At 57.5% G+C, this 17843-nt stretch carries 13 protein-coding genes; 7 read left to right on the top strand and 6 right to left on the bottom strand.

Annotated features, from left to right (window positions below; all coding sequences use genetic code 11):
- The first annotated feature begins 722 nt into the window (after nucleotides 1–722).
- Nucleotides 723–1151, top strand: a complete 429-nt coding sequence (locus tag AAF358_24475) for a hypothetical protein (protein MEM7708735.1) — start codon at nucleotides 723–725, stop codon at nucleotides 1149–1151.
- A gap of 27 nt (nucleotides 1152–1178) precedes the next feature.
- On the opposite strand, the gene AAF358_24470 is transcribed toward AAF358_24475, so the two are convergent.
- A complete protein-coding gene (locus tag AAF358_24470) occupies nucleotides 1179–1616 on the bottom strand; it encodes a retroviral-like aspartic protease family protein (GenBank protein MEM7708734.1) in 438 nt (145 codons plus the stop codon).
- Between the two features lie 483 nt (nucleotides 1617–2099).
- On the opposite strand from AAF358_24470, the gene AAF358_24465 reads away from it, so the two are divergent.
- The 4 genes from AAF358_24465 (at nucleotide 2100) to AAF358_24450 (ending at nucleotide 8650) form a co-directional block, all read left to right on the top strand.
- Nucleotides 2100–3098, top strand: coding sequence for a hypothetical protein (locus AAF358_24465; GenBank protein ID MEM7708733.1), 999 nt, complete (start codon nucleotides 2100–2102; stop codon nucleotides 3096–3098).
- 151 nt (nucleotides 3099–3249) lie between these two features.
- On the top strand, nucleotides 3250–3870 hold the full coding sequence (locus AAF358_24460) for an RNA polymerase sigma factor (GenBank protein ID MEM7708732.1): 621 nt from the start codon (nucleotides 3250–3252) through the stop codon (nucleotides 3868–3870).
- Nucleotides 3863–6418 (top strand): serine/threonine-protein kinase, encoded by a 2556-nt coding sequence (locus AAF358_24455; GenBank protein ID MEM7708731.1) that lies wholly within the window; start codon nucleotides 3863–3865, stop codon nucleotides 6416–6418. The genes AAF358_24460 and AAF358_24455 overlap by 8 nt, the downstream gene beginning before the upstream one ends.
- 222 nt (nucleotides 6419–6640) lie before the next feature.
- Nucleotides 6641–8650 carry a hypothetical protein gene (locus tag AAF358_24450; protein ID MEM7708730.1) on the top strand — a complete coding sequence of 670 codons (2010 nt, stop codon included), beginning with the start codon at nucleotides 6641–6643 and terminating at the stop codon, nucleotides 8648–8650.
- Between the two features lie 1061 nt (nucleotides 8651–9711).
- Here the strand turns inward: AAF358_24450 and AAF358_24445 are convergent.
- From AAF358_24445 to AAF358_24425, 5 genes are all read right to left on the bottom strand, one after another.
- A complete protein-coding gene (locus tag AAF358_24445; GenBank protein MEM7708729.1) occupies nucleotides 9712–10872 on the bottom strand; it encodes a Xaa-Pro peptidase family protein in 1161 nt (386 codons plus the stop codon).
- Entirely contained in the window at nucleotides 10862–12175 is a 1314-nt protein-coding gene (locus tag AAF358_24440; GenBank protein ID MEM7708728.1) for an MFS transporter, read from the bottom strand. Before AAF358_24440 ends, AAF358_24445 begins: the two co-directional genes overlap by 11 nt.
- Nucleotides 12172–12774 carry a peptidylprolyl isomerase gene (locus tag AAF358_24435; GenBank protein MEM7708727.1) on the bottom strand — a complete coding sequence of 201 codons (603 nt, stop codon included), beginning with the start codon at nucleotides 12772–12774 and terminating at the stop codon, nucleotides 12172–12174. The genes AAF358_24440 and AAF358_24435 overlap by 4 nt, the downstream gene beginning before the upstream one ends.
- A 128-nt stretch (nucleotides 12775–12902) precedes the next feature.
- Nucleotides 12903–15128 (bottom strand): TonB-dependent receptor, encoded by a 2226-nt coding sequence (locus AAF358_24430; protein MEM7708726.1) that lies wholly within the window; start codon nucleotides 15126–15128, stop codon nucleotides 12903–12905.
- Between the two features lie 185 nt (nucleotides 15129–15313).
- Nucleotides 15314–16336: a helix-turn-helix transcriptional regulator gene (locus AAF358_24425; GenBank protein ID MEM7708725.1), complete on the bottom strand. Its 1023-nt coding sequence runs from the start codon at nucleotides 16334–16336 to the stop codon at nucleotides 15314–15316.
- Nucleotides 16337–16788: 452 nt separating this feature from the next.
- Here AAF358_24425 and AAF358_24420 point away from each other — a divergent pair, with 452 nt between their 5' ends.
- On the top strand, nucleotides 16789–17349 hold the full coding sequence (locus tag AAF358_24420; GenBank protein ID MEM7708724.1) for a DJ-1/PfpI family protein: 561 nt from the start codon (nucleotides 16789–16791) through the stop codon (nucleotides 17347–17349).
- 80 nt (nucleotides 17350–17429) lie between these two features.
- A complete protein-coding gene (locus AAF358_24415) occupies nucleotides 17430–17831 on the top strand; it encodes a ribbon-helix-helix domain-containing protein (GenBank protein MEM7708723.1) in 402 nt (133 codons plus the stop codon).
- Nucleotides 17832–17843 lie beyond the last annotated feature (12 nt).

Below are 17843 nucleotides of genomic sequence, written 5' to 3'. Positions count from 1 at the left end.
TCGTTCTGGGACTCGATGGTCCACCCCTCGCCGTTGAATCGAGGGTCCCAGAAAGTGCCTTCAATCGTGGCCCCGGCAAACGAGACGTAAGCAAGCAGCATCGCGGCGATGAGTAATCTCATAGTGACACCTCCATCAGCTTCTTTGATTTTAGAAGATTATGGGCCGGGTACCACCTCCTCAGCTTCTTTGCCACAGAACACAAGGGTCGGATCTGCTGGAAGCCAGGGCCGAAAGCCAGGGGCCAGGAGCAAGTGCCAGGTTGAAAAACTCTGAGGAACACATCCACCTACCAAGGCCCTAATGTGTTAGCGATGTACTCGGAATGAGGTGTAACCATGTCTGTGGAATACACCAACGACCCCCGTCGACCGACCTGGCATCTGGTACTGACCCCAAAGATTCCAAACCGGATTCAGTAACTGCGCGTCAGTGCACTGATACGAAACAGCAGGTTGTCGTCATCTAAGAGCGTTCGGGGCCGTGAGTTGGGTTGCTGATTTGCCGAGTCACGCTGACTCGTTTGACGCGAGTCATTCGTGAAGAAATCCTTTGCAATCGCGCTCCGAAGCTCGGAAAAATCTGTGCACAATGCAGAGAATATCTGGCGTTCGAGCCTTGAAAGTTGACCCCAATAGCTTCCAGATATGGTGCAGGAGAAGTCGACCACGCACCGATAAGGTGCAATTTCAGAAAACAGCCATTCGAACGGAGCTACAAAAATGAAAATTCAACAACGTCTAACCGCTGCCGCAGCGATTCTGACATTCGCCATGCCAGCACTGGCGTCAGCCGAACAGGCCTCGTTGGATGGCACGAAAACCGAAGCCAGTGAGCGGCAGATACAAGTGGAGCTGGGCGGCAAGCCACCTCACAAAAGACGATTCGTGGACAGTGCTGACGGCGGCGAACCGATTCTGATTGTCGGCGATGACTCAGGAACACTTGGCCGAATCGGGCCGCCTTCCAGACCTGGCCGATCTACCCAACCACTGCGCTCTCTCGACCCAACGGAAACAGAAGCAGGCGAATTTGCGCGATTTGAGGAAGTGGGCAACACCGATCAGAAGAAGAGCCAGGCCGGCAACCCGGCCAGGCGCTACAAGGGGGCCCCTGGAAAGCATGCCAGAATCAGCGTTAGAGAACGCTGAGTACCGTGTAAAGTCCCGTGCCGAAAGCTATTGACAGCCTCGTGTCGTCAAAATCGGCGGCTGAATCGCAACGGTAAACGGCTGCAGTCGCGCCAGTCCGCTCATGCCCAGAATGTTGCGGCTGGCGCCCATGATCATGGCCACCTCCACGTCAGCCAGCTCGCATTCCGGCGACACCAACAGACGCTTGACCCGGTAGATGGGAACGCCGGCCTGGCGGCCATCAGCAAAGGCACCTCGAATGTGGCGCAGGTAGGTTACCTGCGTCGATTCGCGGATTTCTTTGAACATCGCCGCAGTGACAACAACGTAACTTGAGCCGGTATCCACCAGGAATCCTGATGAGTCGGACTGACTGGCACCGATATAAAGGGCCCCACCGCTGGTCGCTGTCAGCGGCAGGTCAATGGACCACGCATTGGCGGAAACTCCTGCGGCCAACAGAACGCCAACCAAACACCGCATGCGTTGCCTCCCTCAGGCGTACCTCAACTGCGCTGCTTGTTCGAAGCAAAAGTTGTGCCGGAAGCATGAGTATCGGGTGGTTCGCGATGTCGTTTGGCAGTTTCGCGAACGAGCCAGCCAATGAACCTGCCATTCAACAATGAGGGTAAAGGGGTCAGGTTAACTTTCTGGCAGAGTGCAGCGAGAAAAGGGGTCCCATCTGACTGAGTGCAGGATTACGGCCTGGGAAAAACCTGCCCCCTCATTTCGCACCGGGTTCCGTCCCGCAATATTTGTACCGTTGGCCAACATCCTCTTTTTATACGAAGTAGGGGGTAGAACCTCCGGTACAACCCCTACCCGTTCGACGTGGCACTTGGTCCTGCCCCCTAAGACTTCAGCCGAGCCGCCCATTTCAACGCCTTCGGGGCGGTCGGCGCCATCGCGAAGTGCGATTTCGCGCGCAGCGGCATTAGTGTAATCAGGTCCCACAGAATAACGTCAATGCGCCGCTTCAAACTGTTCCTGCTCTCCTGCTGCCTCGCCACGATTACGGCCCGTGCTGATGTTTACACGGCGCTGGCCTTCGACAATCAGGTCCGGGTGTTCGCGGACGATGCCGCCGAAAACGATCCGCCACTGCGCGTCATCGAGGGTCCGGCAACCCTGCTCAATGCCCCCGCGGGCGTGGCCATAGATCTCGCGGCTGACGAACTCTTCGTCAGCAACGTCGGCGACGATTCCGTGCTCGTATACCCGCTGGATGCCGATGGAGACACCGCGCCCTTGCGCGTCCTCGCAGGCTCGGAGACGGGGTTTCGATCACCGATTGGAATGATCGTCGACTCGATCAACGACGAGCTGTATGTGTTCGACCGACTGGGTCGGGACGTCAAGGTCTTTCCCCGTGACGCTTCGGGGAATGTGGGGCCGCTCAGGTCGATCGGCGGACCGAATCTCAACCTGATCTTTCCGCGCTTCGGCTTTCTCGATCTGACGGCGGATGAGCTCTATGTGCTGGATCAGGGCAGCGGCGTCGAGACGGTCTATGTCTTTCACCGTACGGCTTCTGGGGACGCTCGCCCGCTGCGTTCGATCACCGGGGACAACACGGAGATGAGCGAGCCAGCCGATTTATTCCTCAATCGAAACGCCGAGGAACTCTACGTATTGCAGAACGACAGCAGAGCCGTGACCGTCTACGAGGCCCGGGCCGAGGGCAACGTCGCGCCGCTCCGCACGATCGTCGGACCCGCAACGGGCCTGCTCAATCCCGCATCACTCCTCGTGACCGAGGACGACCAGCTGATCGTCACCAATCGAGACTTCGGCTACCGGATCTTTCCGGCCGGCGCCAGCGGCGACGTGTCGCCGATAGTCACCATCAACCAGGGAAAGGGATCGGCGATCGCCTCGACGCGAGCGCTCGAAGGCTCGGCGGGGTTTGCCGTCATCGAACAGCTGCTTTTCACCAGCAGCTTCGAGACGCTCGGCGATCGCTGATCCATGGAGAGTGGCGCGAGCTTGACGTGCGACCGCGGGGCCTGCGCTGCAGGAATCTCCCGGAATCTCCGGCCTGGAAAGGCGGGGACAGGTCTGGAGGAAGGCGCGGACAGGCAGGTAACGCAGGCCCGCCCTACAGGTTTGAGCTAGCATGATTGCCGACATATACTCGAACATCTGTTATCGCCCCTGCCTTTACCTGATGAATCAGTCCCTTGAGTCGACGGCAGCTCTGCTGCAGCGAGTGGCTGATGACGACGAAGCCGCACGCGAACAGCTGTATCGTCACTTTCTTCCCATCATCACGCGCTGGGCTCACGGCCGTTTGCCCCAGTATGCGCGTGACCTGTCGGATACCCACGATCTGGTTCAGGTGGCACTGATGCGCACGCTGGATCGCATCGACCAATTCGAGGCGCTGCGCGAAGGGGCTTTCCTGGCCTATCTTCGCAAGATCATGCTGAACAACATCCGGATGGAAATCCGCCGGGTGACGCGGCGAAACAAGCATGGCATCAACGATGCCGAGTATGAAGTGCAGGATCCTGAAGCTTCCATCATGGGCAAGATCATCGGTCAGGAGGTGCTTGAGCAATACGAGGCGGCGCTGATGACGTTGAGCAAGAAAGCCCGCGAAGCGGTGATTCTGCGCGTCGAGTTCGGCTACTCCTTCGAAGAGATCGCCCTAGCCACCGATTCACCTTCTGCCAACAGCGCCCGCATGATGGTCTCGCGCTCGTTGGTGCGGCTGGCGGAGGCCATGGATGAGTGATAGCGGTCTGAAGGCCGATGAACGGGCGCGCAGGATACTGCAGCGACTGACGGGGTCCTCTGACTCGCTGGAGGCATCAGAGAGTGCCGACACCAGCAACCGAGTGGCCGAGCGGCTGCACCAGATCGAGCAGTTGTTTCTGCTTCACGGCGGTCAGCGGAGCGACCTCGCGGCGGATGATGCCCTGTTCGAATGGGGACACCTTCAGGTGCTTGAATCCATCGGGCAAGGCAGCTTTGGCGAGGTTTATCGAGCCTACGATCGAGCGCTGGACAGACAGGTTGCGCTCAAGCTGCTAAAGACCGATGACCACCACCCTTTCAAGTCTCAGCTCTTTCTACATGAGGGTCGCCAGCTGGCCATGGTGCGGCACCGAAATGTGCTAGCCGTGCACGGGGCCGCGGTGCACGACGGGCGGCCGGGCCTCTGGACCGATCTGATCGATGGACAGACAGCGCAGCATGATGAGTATCAAGAACGTCTGTCCCGGCTAGAGCCCAGGCTAGAGTTCATCGAGTCGATCGCGCAAGCGCTTCAGGCCGTGCATGCATCGGGTCTGGTGCACGGCGATATCAAGCCCGGCAACGTGATGCGAGACGCCGCAGGCGAATGGATCCTGATGGACTTCGGTGCCAGCCTGGATTACCGAAGCACGGAACAGGCGCCACCGATCGCCTCTGGCACGCCTCTCTACATGGCCCCCGAGGTCGTGCTGGGCGCCGCGCCTAATACCAAGACCGACATCTACTCGATGGGCGCGTTTTTCTACCGGGTACTGGTCGGCGAACCGCCATTCGATGTCCAGCAATGGAGCGAACTCGAGGTGCTGCACGAGAGCGGTCAGGAGGCAACGCGTGCTCGCCTTGCAGAAGACCCACAGGGCCGCGTCGGTGCTTTGATCGACCGGATGCTCTCGATTGATCCCGATCAGCGCCCGGATCCCGCTCAGATCCTGGCCGAGATTCAGGGCATTCGCGAGGCCCCGCATCGTCGCTTCCGGCGCCTTGCCCTGGGCGCCATTGGCGGTGTGCTGATCGCAGGATTCGTCGCCTCGAGTCTTGGCTTCCTCCGGGCCGAGCATGCGCTCGAGCAGGCCAATGCTGAGCAGGCCAATGCTCAGGCGGTCAATCGGTTCCTGCAGCGCGTAATGCAAACGCCTTCATCCACCGGGCGAGTTCGCGACTTCACCGTCGAAGACATGCTCCGCTTCGCTGCCGTCGACGCTCAGGATGCACTGGCTGACCAGCCGCAGGCGCGGGTTCTGATGCGTCGGGTCCTTGCCGATTCCTTCAACGTCCTTGACCTGCCCGCGCTCGCGCTCGAGCAGATCGAGACAGCGCGCTCGACGCTGGCTAAAAATGGTCTGTCGATGCCGGTCGAATCACGCTTCCTGGACCTGATGGAAATCCGCGCCTTGGAGATTGAAGAGCGCCATGAGGATAGCCTTGCGCTGGCAGTCGCCTTCGTCGATCGACACCTGGAGAATCTCGGCGATGACGATCCGCAAATTCGATGGGCCCGGATCTATCAGGTCACGAACCTGTTGGGTCTGACCCGCTACGAGCAGGCGCTGCCTATCCTGGAAGCCTATTTCACTGACATCCCGACGCCAGACTCGGCGGAACGGGATTTTGGCTATGGGATCCTGCAGTCATGGGTGAACGTTCACAAGGGGCTGGGGCAGTTTGACGAAGCACTAGCGCGCGCCGAGGAAGCCGTGGAATGGCTGGATCGTCACCCTAGGGCGCGTCCCTTCCACACGGCCAGCGCCCTGGGCAATCTTGCGCTGGCGCTCAGCGACGTGAATCAGCAAGACCGCGCTCTCGATGTCTACAATGAAATGCTACCGCTGTACGAACGTGTTTTCGGTACAGGGTCGAGCGATCATATTGGTCTCTTAATCAACCGGGCCTCGGCTGAACGAGAGGCCGGTCGTCTACGTGAAGCCCAGGAGTCGATGGAACAGGCTCTGGGGCTGATGCGTCGCTTTCCCGAGTCGTCCAAGACGGAGATGGAGCTGATTGTTCAGATGAATCTCGCGAATCTCCTCAATGGCAATGGTAATGCCGATCAGGCAGAAGCGATGATGCGTCAGTCTCTGGTTCAGATGCGCGGGCATTGGGGGGAGACGCATCGCACGACGCTCGTTCAGGAGTACAACCTGGCCGAGCTGCTCAACCAGCAGCGTCGCTTCGATGAGGCGCGCGAGCTGGCCGAGCAAACGTTGGCGACCAAGCGGGAGATCCTTGACGATCTGCATCCGCTGACGCTGTTGAGCATGGACAACCTGGCCGTTGCGCTGAACGGTCTGGGACGGGGCGAGGAAGCCCTTGCCTTGCATGACCGAGCGCTGGCTGCGGCAACCGAGGGACTCGGCAGCGAGCATCCGTATACGTTGCTCATCGAGCGAAATCGCGTGCCAACCCTCCAGACTTTCGCACCTGAGCGCATCGGGGCGGGCGAGATCGAAGCACTGATTCACCGGCATGAAACAGCGCTGGGTGCCGATCACTTCGACACCGAGAAGGCGCGCGCGCTGCTGGATTGACCCCCCAGAAGTGCCCGAGGGTAAAAGAGGTCAGGTTAGCTTTCCGACCTCGCGTAGGAAATTGCCATAAGAAAATTAACCTGACCCCTTTCCTGCTCTTGATTATACCTCTGGAGGTCTATGAGATAACTCAATCCCCCAGCAAATTCCACGCTTAGTACCACGCTCGCTACCACGGTTCAGTGTCATATTACGAACCGTTTTGGTTCTGGAAACTAACCCATGAAAGGTACAGCCCAGCTCTCCTCTTTTGTCATGTTCGGTGCGATCCTCGCTGGTCTAAACCCTGCACACGCCTTGGTCATCGAGGACACCCTCGTCATCAATGCAACCACTGGCGACGATGTGATCGTTGTTGAGGATGCAGGGGCCGGCGCGACCACAATCACCGTGAACGGCACTGCCAGCACGATGGCCAACCCGCCAGAACTGCTGACGATCAATGGGCTTGCCGGGAACGACTCCATCACCATTGTCAGTCTCGCCGGCGACTTGCCGGGTTCTGGCTTCGGGGCCTCTTTTATCTTTGATGGCGGACCTGACGCGGATTCGGTGATTATCGGTGGGGATCTGATGATTTCCGACGACGATGAAAATACTGATGAGCTCTTTCGCCTGGAAGGCACGGAAACGGTGGACATCGGGCATGCCATCCTCGCTGGCTCGCAGATCGAGCTGGATGGTGACGTCACCGTTACCGGTGCTTCCGCGGTTCTTTCGGCCGAATTTGTAACGATCAACGGCTTGCTGGACGGGTCCACAGCGGCGGATTTTGAGGTCATCGGCAACCTGTCGTTAATAGGGAACGTGGGGTCGACCTCCCCCTTTAACTCTCTAACGGTCTCAGGAGAAACCGTCGCCGGCCAGGGCGTCGACCTCATCCGAACCCGGGGCAACCAGACCTTCGAGGATTCTATCCAACTGGCCACAAGCGCAGCACTTGTTAGCGCCGATGCTGCCGGCGCGTTACGCAACGGCCGCCTCCAGTTCAACGGTATTACGGCCACCGGCCACGACCTAGTGATGAGTTCCCGAGGCAGGATTCAGTTTATTGGAGGGACGCCAACGGTATCGATACTTTACGACATAGGATTCATAAGCGTAGATGCCGGTGAATTGATACTGAGCACCAACTTGTTGTTACGTCTGAACTCTACGGAAGACATCGAGATAAATGCGCCAACACGAATCGGGGCGCGTGCACGAACACGTATTGAACAACAGGGCAGCGGCGATATTGTGTTCCTCGACACGTTGGGAAGGACCAGCGGCGGTCCTCACAATATGGCGCTCCTTAACCAAAGCGGCGACGTGGTGTTTAACGGCGACGTTAGCACCGGCGAGCTGATAATCGAAGCAGGCGACGCTGACAATCAGGTAAGAATCAACGCATCGAGTATTCGAACCACCGGCGGAAATGGCAACAGCGGGCAGATGCTTATCGACACACCCATTACCTTGCTCAACAACACTACTCTGACGGCTACCAATGGCGAAATACAGATCAACGGCGATATCGACTCCGCTGGCTTTTTTACGGTTTTTGAAACGACCGATACGCGCAGCGCACTTAACGGACAGATCACCGGGGCGTTTTCCAAGGAGGGGCCAGGGGATCTTCGCGTTACCAGTAGCGGCAACCGCGTCGCTGGACTCAATTTTGTGGTCGACGGACGACTGTTGGTTGACGGCGAATTCTTGGCTGAACTGAACCCTTTACCGAATTTTGCCAAAAGCGTTCCAATTGAGCGAGGCTTCGAAGTTGGAAGTGGCGGGATTCTGGGCGGAGATGGTTTGCTGGACGTTTTAGTCGCCGTAATCGGCACCATCAACCCTGGCGACACCACCGGTACTTTGACCATATCGGCGGTGGAGTTTCTGGGGGGTACGCTGGCCATCGACATTAACGATTTCGGAGCGGGTACTGGCTTCGACCAGCTCGTCATTACCGAGAGCATTAGTCTTAGCGACACCACGCTGGCTATCCAGGGCGGTTTTCTCGCCAAGGGTCTGGGCCTGGAACTCATCATCGTTGATAACCGTTCAGGTAATCCTGTCAGCGGCACCTTCGTTGACCTGCCCGAGGGTACATTTATCGACGATGATCAGACGCTACGAATCACTTACGTTGGTGGCGACGGCAATGACATCGCCATTATCGACGACCGACCATCTTCCCAGGTGATTTTTGTCGACGGGTTTGAGGCATTCGACAACGTTAACGATGACTAGCCAGTCGCAACTCAGACGACGTAAGCAGCTGAAAAAATGGGAATTTTGGCGGCTATGGGTGGACTTGAACCACCGCCCCCCGCATTATGAGGCCGCTTTGAATTCTCGATAGAGCATAGCAATCAATAGATTAGCGGCGATCGCTCTACGATTCGCAACCTCGGAATACGGCTCGAATCTGGCTGAGTGGCCCAAAAGTGGACCAACTTATATCGAGGATCGAAAGGCCATAGTGCAGGTAACAACCATTTGGTGCCAATCGCACTACGTGCGGTGAGGCGCAAAGTGCTTCCAGGCGCTCTTAGACTCGCCCCAGGATCGGAGGACTTTCGCCGCTGTCGAGAACAAGACCAGGCGGCGCGTCCAGAGATCCCCGCCGCGACAACAACTCAGCAATTGACTGCCGAACAAAGCCTCGTACTTTCAGATCCGCAGACTGAAACTCCTCGACGATATTCGGTCGGCCATTCACCAATGCGACAATATCTTCCAGATCCTGATTTGCCAAGTAACGCGTGTACTGACCCACAAAGGACTGCGGCATAGGGCACGGCGGTTGGTTTTTTAATGCCGGGACATCCCGGGCCTTGCAGGCGCTCACTTCTGGCCATTGGCGGCGGGCAGTCGCAGCACCCTATGACCGGACTCATCGGCCCCAATGGATATCTGACCTCCGGACTGTTCCAGAAAATCCCGCACCATCGGTAGGCCCATCCCGGGCTGATCGGATCATTGAGGACTGCTGCAAAACGGCACGAATACCCGTTCAGCCAGTTCGGGTTCGATGCCGCGCTATCAGTGCTCTCGAAGGGCCACAAGCCAGGCAACGTTAGCGGTTTGGTTCACAAACGGCCGATCAAGCTGCCGGTATTGAACCGCTTCGCTGAGATGCATGCCGAGATGTCACGCCGGACACTGCGTCAGACTACTTGTACTTGTCGTTTAGGAGCAAGCCCGTCGGAATCATGCCTTTTTGGCCCATGATGGTACGTGCCGCATTCGGGTGTCAGACCCTTTGGTCTGACACGGCTTTTTGCGTCGGGCTACGTAGCAGCTTTCCGTTAAATCGCCAAGGTCATTGCTTCGAGGTCATCCGGTAGGGGTGTTAGGCTTACGGCGCCGCTATCGGTAATCAGGACGGTATCGGAGTGGCGAAATCCGCCTACGCCTTCGATATAAATGCCTGGTTCGATAGTAAACACCATGCCCGGCTCAATTTCGCGCTTGTAGCCCTCGGCAAAGAACGGCGCCTCGTGGCCCGTAACCCCGATCCCATGCCCTGTTCGGTGAAGAAGATGGTCGGCGTGTCCGGCCTTCCTGAAATGTGCATTACACGCTTCGTCTACCTCGTTCATCAACGTCCCTGGTTTGGCCATTTCGAACGCCAGCTCTCGCACTTGCATCATCGTATGGAAGGGCTGCCGGCATGAGTCCGGAACGTCTCCCAGGAAGAATGTTCGTTCAACTTCTGTTCCGTAGCCATTGAACGTTCCATTGATAATCGAAACATTGGGACCGTCGGTTTCCATGACCATGCTGACGTCAGTGAAATTGTGCGGATCGTGAGAAACGCTGGGCGGTTGGAACACGGATGTCGCGTTGGTTGCAAGCACGTTGGCGCTGGGATTGTCGGCCAGAGTCTTCATTAGCATGAACCCGCGACACTTGGTCTGGATTTCCATCATGCCCACCCCCGGCCTCGCCGATGCGATCAGCAGATTCATGGCCTCAGATGCGATGTTGCTGGAGTAGGCAATCCTGCCGATTTCATAGTCTGTTTTAACCATGCGCACATCTTCGACGATGTCGGATCGGACGCGCTCGCCCGGAACCGCTTCGTAGATTTGTAGTGGGCAGATGGACTCAACACCGACCCGTGCGTTCGCCGTGAACATCGTATGGAACTTGGAGTCCCAGGTTTCGCGTTCGGGGGCTGGGAACTCGAAATACTGCACGAGCTCGACTTTACCAACCGAGCGGGTCAGGACATGCGGAACCTCCAGTTTAGGAACCAGAAAGAGCAGTGGGCCGTCTAATCCGACAACCAACACAAACGGGCGCTCATGCACATAGTTGGCGAAGTTGGTGAGATAGAAGACGTTATTCGGGCAAGAGGCCACGTAGTGGGTCAGATTTTCGGCATCCATCATCGCTCGCACACGATCAATGCGAAGCGACATCTCGGCGCCATCGGGCACATCAAAACGAGGTTCAATCACCATCAACATGGTCCTTTGGTAGGGTGTTTGGCACGGTCACGACTTGTTGAACAAACCGCCGGGAGCCCAAGTACACATGCACCGCTGACCACGCGAACGCGGCCGTGGACACCGACAAGGCCGTGGCCAGCGCCAGGTCACCCAAGCTTCCGGCGAGCGTATCGCTGAGCACGCCGACCAAAACGGGGCCAAGCCCTTGTCCCAAAATGGCAGATATGAGAAGCACGAATGCGGCAGCCGTCGCCCGCATGCTTGGTTCGGCGAGCGACTGAACGGCAGAGAATGCGGGGCCGAGCCCCATCGCGACTGCGGCGCTGCCCACGGCCGTAAAAACAAGCGCCCAATCGGCGTTGCCGATCCAATAGATCAGCAGAAAACTCGGCATGGCGATTAGCGAGCCAATCCCAGGGAAAACGTACTCCCAACGAGGATTACGCTTGATGAGTGATGGCGCAACCAGAGCCCCGAACATCACGCCGACGATCAGCCCACCGCCGAAGGCCAGCCCATACCAAAAGCCGATTGCCGAAGCGTCCATGCCAAATGTGCGGGCGAAGAAATGGGGCAGCCACGCCAGTGCGGAATAGAAGGCGAGAATCGACAATGTGTAGGCAATGGTCAGGTGGACGAATGCCGAGCGGCGGCGCATCAAGCCGATAGCATCGCGAAGGCCCAGCGGCGTCGCCGCAGGCGACGGCGAAGCGCCTCTCAGTGGCTCGCGAACCGTCGCGAAGAAAAGCCCGGCGAACGCTACGCCCGGCAATCCTAGAATGAAAAACGCGGCGCGCCAGCCGACCGCGTCGGCCAGTAAGCCCGCTGCCATCAGCCCGACAAGAAACCCGACATTGCCTCCGGCATGAAACATGCCGATGGCAAAGGCGCGACGGTTAGCGGGGTAATAGTCTGAGATAATGGAATAGCTTGGCGGAAAACACCCCGCTTCTCCCGCGCCCACGCCAATTCTGGACAGCAGGAGCGTCAGAAAGCCAGTTGCCAACCCGCAAGCAGCCGTCGCCGCGCTCCACAACGCAAGACAGATCGATACCAGCCTGACCCTGTTGCTGCGGTCCGCGAGGCGAGCGAGGGGAACGCCTAAGCAGGCATAGAACAGCGCAAAGGCAAATCCCCCGAGCAACCCGATCTCAGTGTCCGACAGCGAGAGATCTTCCTTGATGGATACAGCGAGGACCGAGAAGACCGAACGATCAACGAAGTTAAAGAATGCGACGATGCCGAGCGATGTCAGGACATAAGATCGGTACGCCCGCGTCGGTCCTGCGCTATGAGCTGCTACCTCTGCGCTCACTCTCGGTCGACTCCATCAACAGCAATGTGCGTGATCTGGAGCGGCTCGGCCAACAGTTGGTCAGCAAAGGGGCCATCCTTGGATAAGCGCGGCCTTCTTATCAGAACACGCAGCAACGCCAACCCAGACGTGATGCGCCCGAAGACGGCGTATCCAAGGCCGTCGGGATGACCGGCCCCACCGACATCGAGAAGCGGATTGTCTTCGAGCGAAATAAAGAACTCCGACGTCGCCGTGCCGGGTCTTGTGCGTCCGAAAGCCAGTGCACCTTGAATATTGAAAAGGCCGGTTTCACTGGTCGGCTCATGAGGAACGGGCGGCAAAGGCGAGTCAGCAACGGCCTGTTGAATGTCCGACAGCGATCCGGTCATCTCCTGGCCCAGGCGACCGCCCTGAACAATCGTGATGCAGCACGCCCCATGCGATGTCGCCTGACGATCCGTCGCGCGATAGAAAGACCCTCCGTCGTAGAGGCCATTGCTGGCATAGCGGATGAAGTTGGCGACGCTTCGCGGCGCGGCGTCCGCATACAGCTCAAACGTCAACGCACCTGCGCTGGTTTCTATCCTACCAGTCGTCGGCAATTCGAGCGCTGGCATCGTGCGAAACGATCCGCATCCAACTGAGAAAACGGCTCCGACAGTGACGGTAACCGCAGCCAGGGATCGCCATATGGATCTCATGGTTGGGTCGTACGTGGTCACGAAATTCCGACGTCTAAACTCGATCAGTACTCGTACTTCAACTCCAAACCCCAGGTACGCGATGGTTCGAGGTAGGTAAAGAAGACAAAGCCGGGAATATCCGCGCCGGTCACACCATAGATTTCGTCGGTGAGGTTCTTTCCGAACAACGTCAAAGTTGTGCGGTCATTTGCAAATGCGTAACTCACGCTGGCGTTGAGCAATCCAAAGTCCGGGAGGAACGATGTATTGACCGTGTTGATTGGCGTTTCGTCCGTATACGAGTAGCTTGTGCGGAGCGTGAACAGGCCGCCATAACTCATTGGAATATCGTACAGAGCGCCAATCGTGTAGGTGAGCTCAGGCGCTCGCTCTAGTTGAAGACCCAACGCCAGATCAGGATCTGGAATACCGTCACCTGTCACATCCAGACCATTGAATTCGTCGAACTCCCCGTCGAGTACGCCGATCGCGCCCGTCAAGACCAGGTTGTCGAATGGGTTTAATGTGAGGTCCAGCTCCAATCCCTGGATCGTCGCACTCGCGGCGTTGGTGACGTTCTGCTCCGTACCGCTGACGAGGACCGTGCGCTGGATGTCTTCATATTCATTGCTGAACACCGCAAGATTGGCACGAACGCGGCCATCGGCGAACTCAGTTTTGAGGCCAAATTCGTACGCGGAGACGCTTTCATCATCATAGGGTCCCGGCGTTGCCGGCACTGTGTTACGAAAATTAAAGCCGCCACTTCGAAAGCCACGCGTGTAGCTTAAGTAGGCGGTGACGTCTTCCGTCGCTTCCCAACGCAGCCCCAATTTTGGCGAAAAGTCTTCGAACGTTTCGTCGTCCTGGAATCCGATCGCGCAATCGAACACCGCACTGCATTCGCCGAAGCTCGCGATGACCACCCGCTTCTCATCCGACGAGTAGCGCCCGCCAGCTAACAAGAACAGGTCGGGGAACAGTTCATACTCGAGTTGCCCGAACAGACCGAAGCTGTCCTGGTCCAATACGCTGCTCGTGGCGATCGGCGAAGCACCTAATGCCCCCAGGACCAGACGACTTTCCTGAAAGTCGAGATCCTGGCCGAGGTAGAAGCCGCCGACAACGAAATTGAGCCGATCATCTAACGCAGAGGCCGCATACCGAATTTCCTGGGAGAACTGGGACTGCTCGATCTTGTTCTGAAGGTTGAAGAGGTTCAGCGTGGTACCATCGTTGTCGCTCGCGATCGGGCCGTTAATGGATGGCTCTCCGATCGACAGTTCTGAGTCCCGATAACCGGTGATCGAAGTCAGTGTGCCCAAGCCGAGTTTCACGTTGATCTCAGAGGTGAGCTGCAGCCAGTTGGTGTTATTGTCGCCCTCTGGGTCGGAGAACAGCACATCGTCCGCACCGGGATCGAAACCGAAAACGTTGGGTAGGTCGCCCACGCGGTCGGTAAGCTGGACGATTGAGCCATCGCCGTCGATATCGGCGTACTCGGCGATCAGCGTAAGATTGAAATCGTCGCTCGGTTCCCAAAGCAATGTTGGTCGAACGAAAACGCTGCTTCGCTCACCGATCTCATCGCCTTCAATCGCGCCGTTTTCGAAAAACCCATCGCGATCCTCAACCATCACGGCGACTTTGCCGAACAACGTGTCTGCTGCCAAGGGACCTTCTACGGAGCCGGCCAGTGAGACGCGGTCTTGTGAGCCGATCGTGACTCGACCACGAAGGCCGAAGGTATCGCCGGGGCGGCGAGACCGAAGGTTGATGACGCCACCGGTCGCGTTACGACCGAAAAGCGTACCCTGCGGACCACGCAATACTTCGACGCTCTCTACATCAAAAGTGTCGAGGTAAGCACCATAGGTCGCCGCGAGCGGCACGCCATCGACGACCACGCCAACAGTCGGCTCATCGGATGGCACACTGGAGTTGAGACCGATTCCGCGGATTGAGAAATTCGCAACGCCGGGAACCGTGCCGACACTCTGCAGCCGGACATTAGGCTGGGTGTTGCCGATGTCGATAACACTGTCGAGCTGAAGCGCTTCGATGGCGTCTCCGGAAAGGACGTTGACCGCGATAGGCGCGTCTTGGGCACTACGTGCAACATCGCGCTTTTCGGCAGTTACAACGATCTCATCCAAGAAGGCTTGGGCAGCACTCGCGGGTTCTCGGGCAACGTCTTCCTGTTCCTGGGCCAGAGTCGGCATGGCCAATAGAATCGCTGCGAAGGCTGTTGTAGCGCGCCTCGCGATGCCTGCGTGTTGCTTGAACATTGAGCTACTCCTCCCAGTTTGTTTGATGCCGGGAAAGAGTCTTGCAGTCGCAAAAGTTTACTTCAATTGCGCAAGAACGCCATTACTTGCTGAGAACGCCAACACCACAAATGAGAAGCCGAAAGAATGCGATGGTCCGAACGAGAACTGACGGATCTCGTTTGGCAGGCGCAAGACTGAGGTGGTCAGTTCAGATGCGTACTGCGATACTGGTTTGGCGTCATACCGTGGTGTTCGCGAAAGGCGCGGAAGAATGCGGTAACGGCCTTGTAGCCGACGTTCGCCGCGATTTGTGTGGTCGACTTAGGCGTCATCGCGAGCAACCTCGCGGCCAGTTCCATACGTCGCTCCCGCTGGTAGGCCGAGAAAGTCTTTCCCGTCTGCGCTCTGAATAGTCGTGACAACGTGCGCTCTGACATATCCAGATAACGTGCGAAGTCACCGAGGACCAGCTCCTCCTCCGGCGTGCGTTTCAATTCCCGGCATACGAAGCTCACCGGCGATTTCTTCGACTTGGCACGCCGGATCACTTCCGCCTGTTGTACCGAATGCGTGGAGAGACTCAGGAGCTCAAGAGACTTGCCAACGAGATAGGCATCGAGTGCCTCGCCCTCAAAGGGATTCCTCAGCATCTGCAATATTATGTTGAGGGCTTCCTGCTCAACCGGAGTCGCTTTGGCGGCTACGCCCGATTCGCTCGGCGCGCTTTCGCGGGCAAATGCCGAGAGGGTCTTGATGACCGAGAATTCATCTTTGAGCGCTTCTTCAAAGCCGAAAACGCCGAAGAAGTAGGCTGGCGCACGACTTGAGATGGTTAGATGCGCTTCGCTACCGGCCGACAGTTTGGCCGATAACAAATGCGGGTGGTTTGGATCATCGCTCAATTCCTGGGCGACTTTAGATGACTGTATTCCGCTATTCGTGCCGATAAATGCGCCCGCGAGATCACTGGAGGCCCGAACCGGAAAGGACAGCGCCGTATTGGGCCTCGCTTCTCCATAAAACATGATGAGATGCGGTCTGACTTCGCGCCAGGACGACACGATACGACCAAGGCTTGGATCGTAAATGCTCCGATAGGCGCTAGGCCCCGTCGATATAAGCCACCGGTCATTCTGAAAGCTGCGAACTTTCTTTCCCCCGGCACCGGCTGCGAAGCGGTTTATCGCTCGAAAGTTGTCGACCGACACCTCATTCTTAACTTCCACTGGTCGTCCCCATAAACAGGCAAATTGATTGGCATGCGAGCTCCCTGATTACTATGCCAGGCTCTAGGCATGGTAGCGCAAATGACGGCGTTGGTTGGAGCATAGGAAGAATAAGGCCCGTGTCCAAATGGCAGCGACTGTGCCGCTATATCACCCGCCTGCCCATTGCGGACCAGCGGATTGCGCTGACGCCCGACGGTGACATTTGGAAACAGAAATTGTAGAGCGTAAGCGCTCAGAGACAAATTTTTGTGACCGGAACCAAGTGCCAAAACAGCCGAGCGCGACACTCTATCCGTCCCGGACTCTGAGATTCCAGCGCTTACATCGCCAGCGTAGCAACATATTGTTACCCGCAGACTCGTTCATTGTGTTTTTCTCTTACGACTGCGACTTGGGTTTCGAATCAGAGGCCCGCTTCGGTGCTCTAGACAAATAGCAGGAACTTTGAAATGGCCAAAATCCTAATGATCACCGGGGACTTCGTCGAAGACTACGAGAACATGGTCCCCTATCAAGCCTTGCTGGCCATGGGCCATCAGGTCGATGCCGTCAGTCCAGGGAAGAGCACCGGTGACCTAATTGCCACATCGATCCATGATTTCGAAGGCGAGCAAACATACAGCGAGAAGCGTGGTCACAATTTCGAGCTCAACGCGACCTTTGACCAGATCGAACCAGAGAACTACGACGCGTGCTACGTGCCGGGTGGTCGGGCTCCCGAGTTTTTGCGCCTGAATGGGCGCGTGGTTGAAATCGTCAGCCATTTCTTTGCAGCCGATAAACCGGTCGCGTCGATCTGCCATGGCGCTCAACTCTTTACCGGCGCAGGCGTCTTGAAAGGCCGGAAGGTCTCTGCGTACCCGGCTTGCGAACCTGAAGTCCGTGCCGCGGGCGCCGAATACGTGACGCTGGAAATGACAGAGGCCATCACGGATGGAAACCTGGTATCAGCCCCGGCTTGGCCCGCGCATCCCGAAATGCTTCGCCAGTTTCATGCACTATTAAGTTAGTTCATCGTGGCGCGTTGGGCGTTTCATCCATGCATCCGCAGGCCAGCCGGCGGCGGTTTCTGAACAACAGGTATCTAAGCATGTGCAAGCTCTTCATCCAGGCCGATGCCAAACTGTGGCGGTCGTCTACACGCTCGATTCGGATCGATGGGGTAGTGACGTCGATTCGCCTGGAAGCCTTCTTCTGGATGACGCTCGAAGAAATAGCCGACCGTGACAATCTATCCGTTGCTCAGCTCATCACAAGGCTCTACTTGGAGGCAATCGATGCTGAGCACGATCTTGGCAATTTTACCTCTTTTCTCCGAGTCTGTTGCTCGCGTTATCTGTCGCTCGTCGCGGACGGCCGATTGCAGCGCGATGTGCATGCACCATTGTCCGAGATCGATGCTGGCCAGGTGCTTGAAGTCGAAGCAAAGGACTCCGCGAAGCGCTTCGGAGTGATCGCCCTGCGCCGACAGTCCAGCGACACGGTCAACTAAGAGAGACCGACA

Source organism: Pseudomonadota bacterium (genome assembly GCA_039033415.1).
Taxonomy (GTDB): domain Bacteria; phylum Pseudomonadota; class Gammaproteobacteria; order Xanthomonadales; family SZUA-38; genus JANQOZ01.
The sequence above is the reverse complement of the archived record's forward strand: the minus strand, read 5'-3'. Positions and strand labels throughout refer to the sequence as shown.

Coding starts and splice junctions, on each gene's coding strand:
- AAF358_24475 (MEM7708735.1), top strand. CDS start 723: ATGAAAATTCAACAACGTCTAACCGCTGCCGCAGCGATTCTGACATTC.
- AAF358_24430 (MEM7708726.1), bottom strand. CDS start 15,128: ATGTTCAAGCAACACGCAGGCATCGCGAGGCGCGCTACAACAGCCTTC.
- AAF358_24420 (MEM7708724.1), top strand. CDS start 16,789: ATGGCCAAAATCCTAATGATCACCGGGGACTTCGTCGAAGACTACGAG.
- AAF358_24445 (MEM7708729.1), bottom strand. CDS start 10,872: ATGGTGATTGAACCTCGTTTTGATGTGCCCGATGGCGCCGAGATGTCG.
- AAF358_24450 (MEM7708730.1), top strand. CDS start 6,641: ATGAAAGGTACAGCCCAGCTCTCCTCTTTTGTCATGTTCGGTGCGATC.
- AAF358_24470 (MEM7708734.1), bottom strand. CDS start 1,616: ATGCGGTGTTTGGTTGGCGTTCTGTTGGCCGCAGGAGTTTCCGCCAAT.
- AAF358_24455 (MEM7708731.1), top strand. CDS start 3,863: ATGAGTGATAGCGGTCTGAAGGCCGATGAACGGGCGCGCAGGATACTG.
- AAF358_24465 (MEM7708733.1), top strand. CDS start 2,100: ATGCGCCGCTTCAAACTGTTCCTGCTCTCCTGCTGCCTCGCCACGATT.
- AAF358_24415 (MEM7708723.1), top strand. CDS start 17,430: ATGTGCAAGCTCTTCATCCAGGCCGATGCCAAACTGTGGCGGTCGTCT.
- AAF358_24460 (MEM7708732.1), top strand. CDS start 3,250: ATGATTGCCGACATATACTCGAACATCTGTTATCGCCCCTGCCTTTAC.
- AAF358_24435 (MEM7708727.1), bottom strand. CDS start 12,774: ATGCCAGCGCTCGAATTGCCGACGACTGGTAGGATAGAAACCAGCGCA.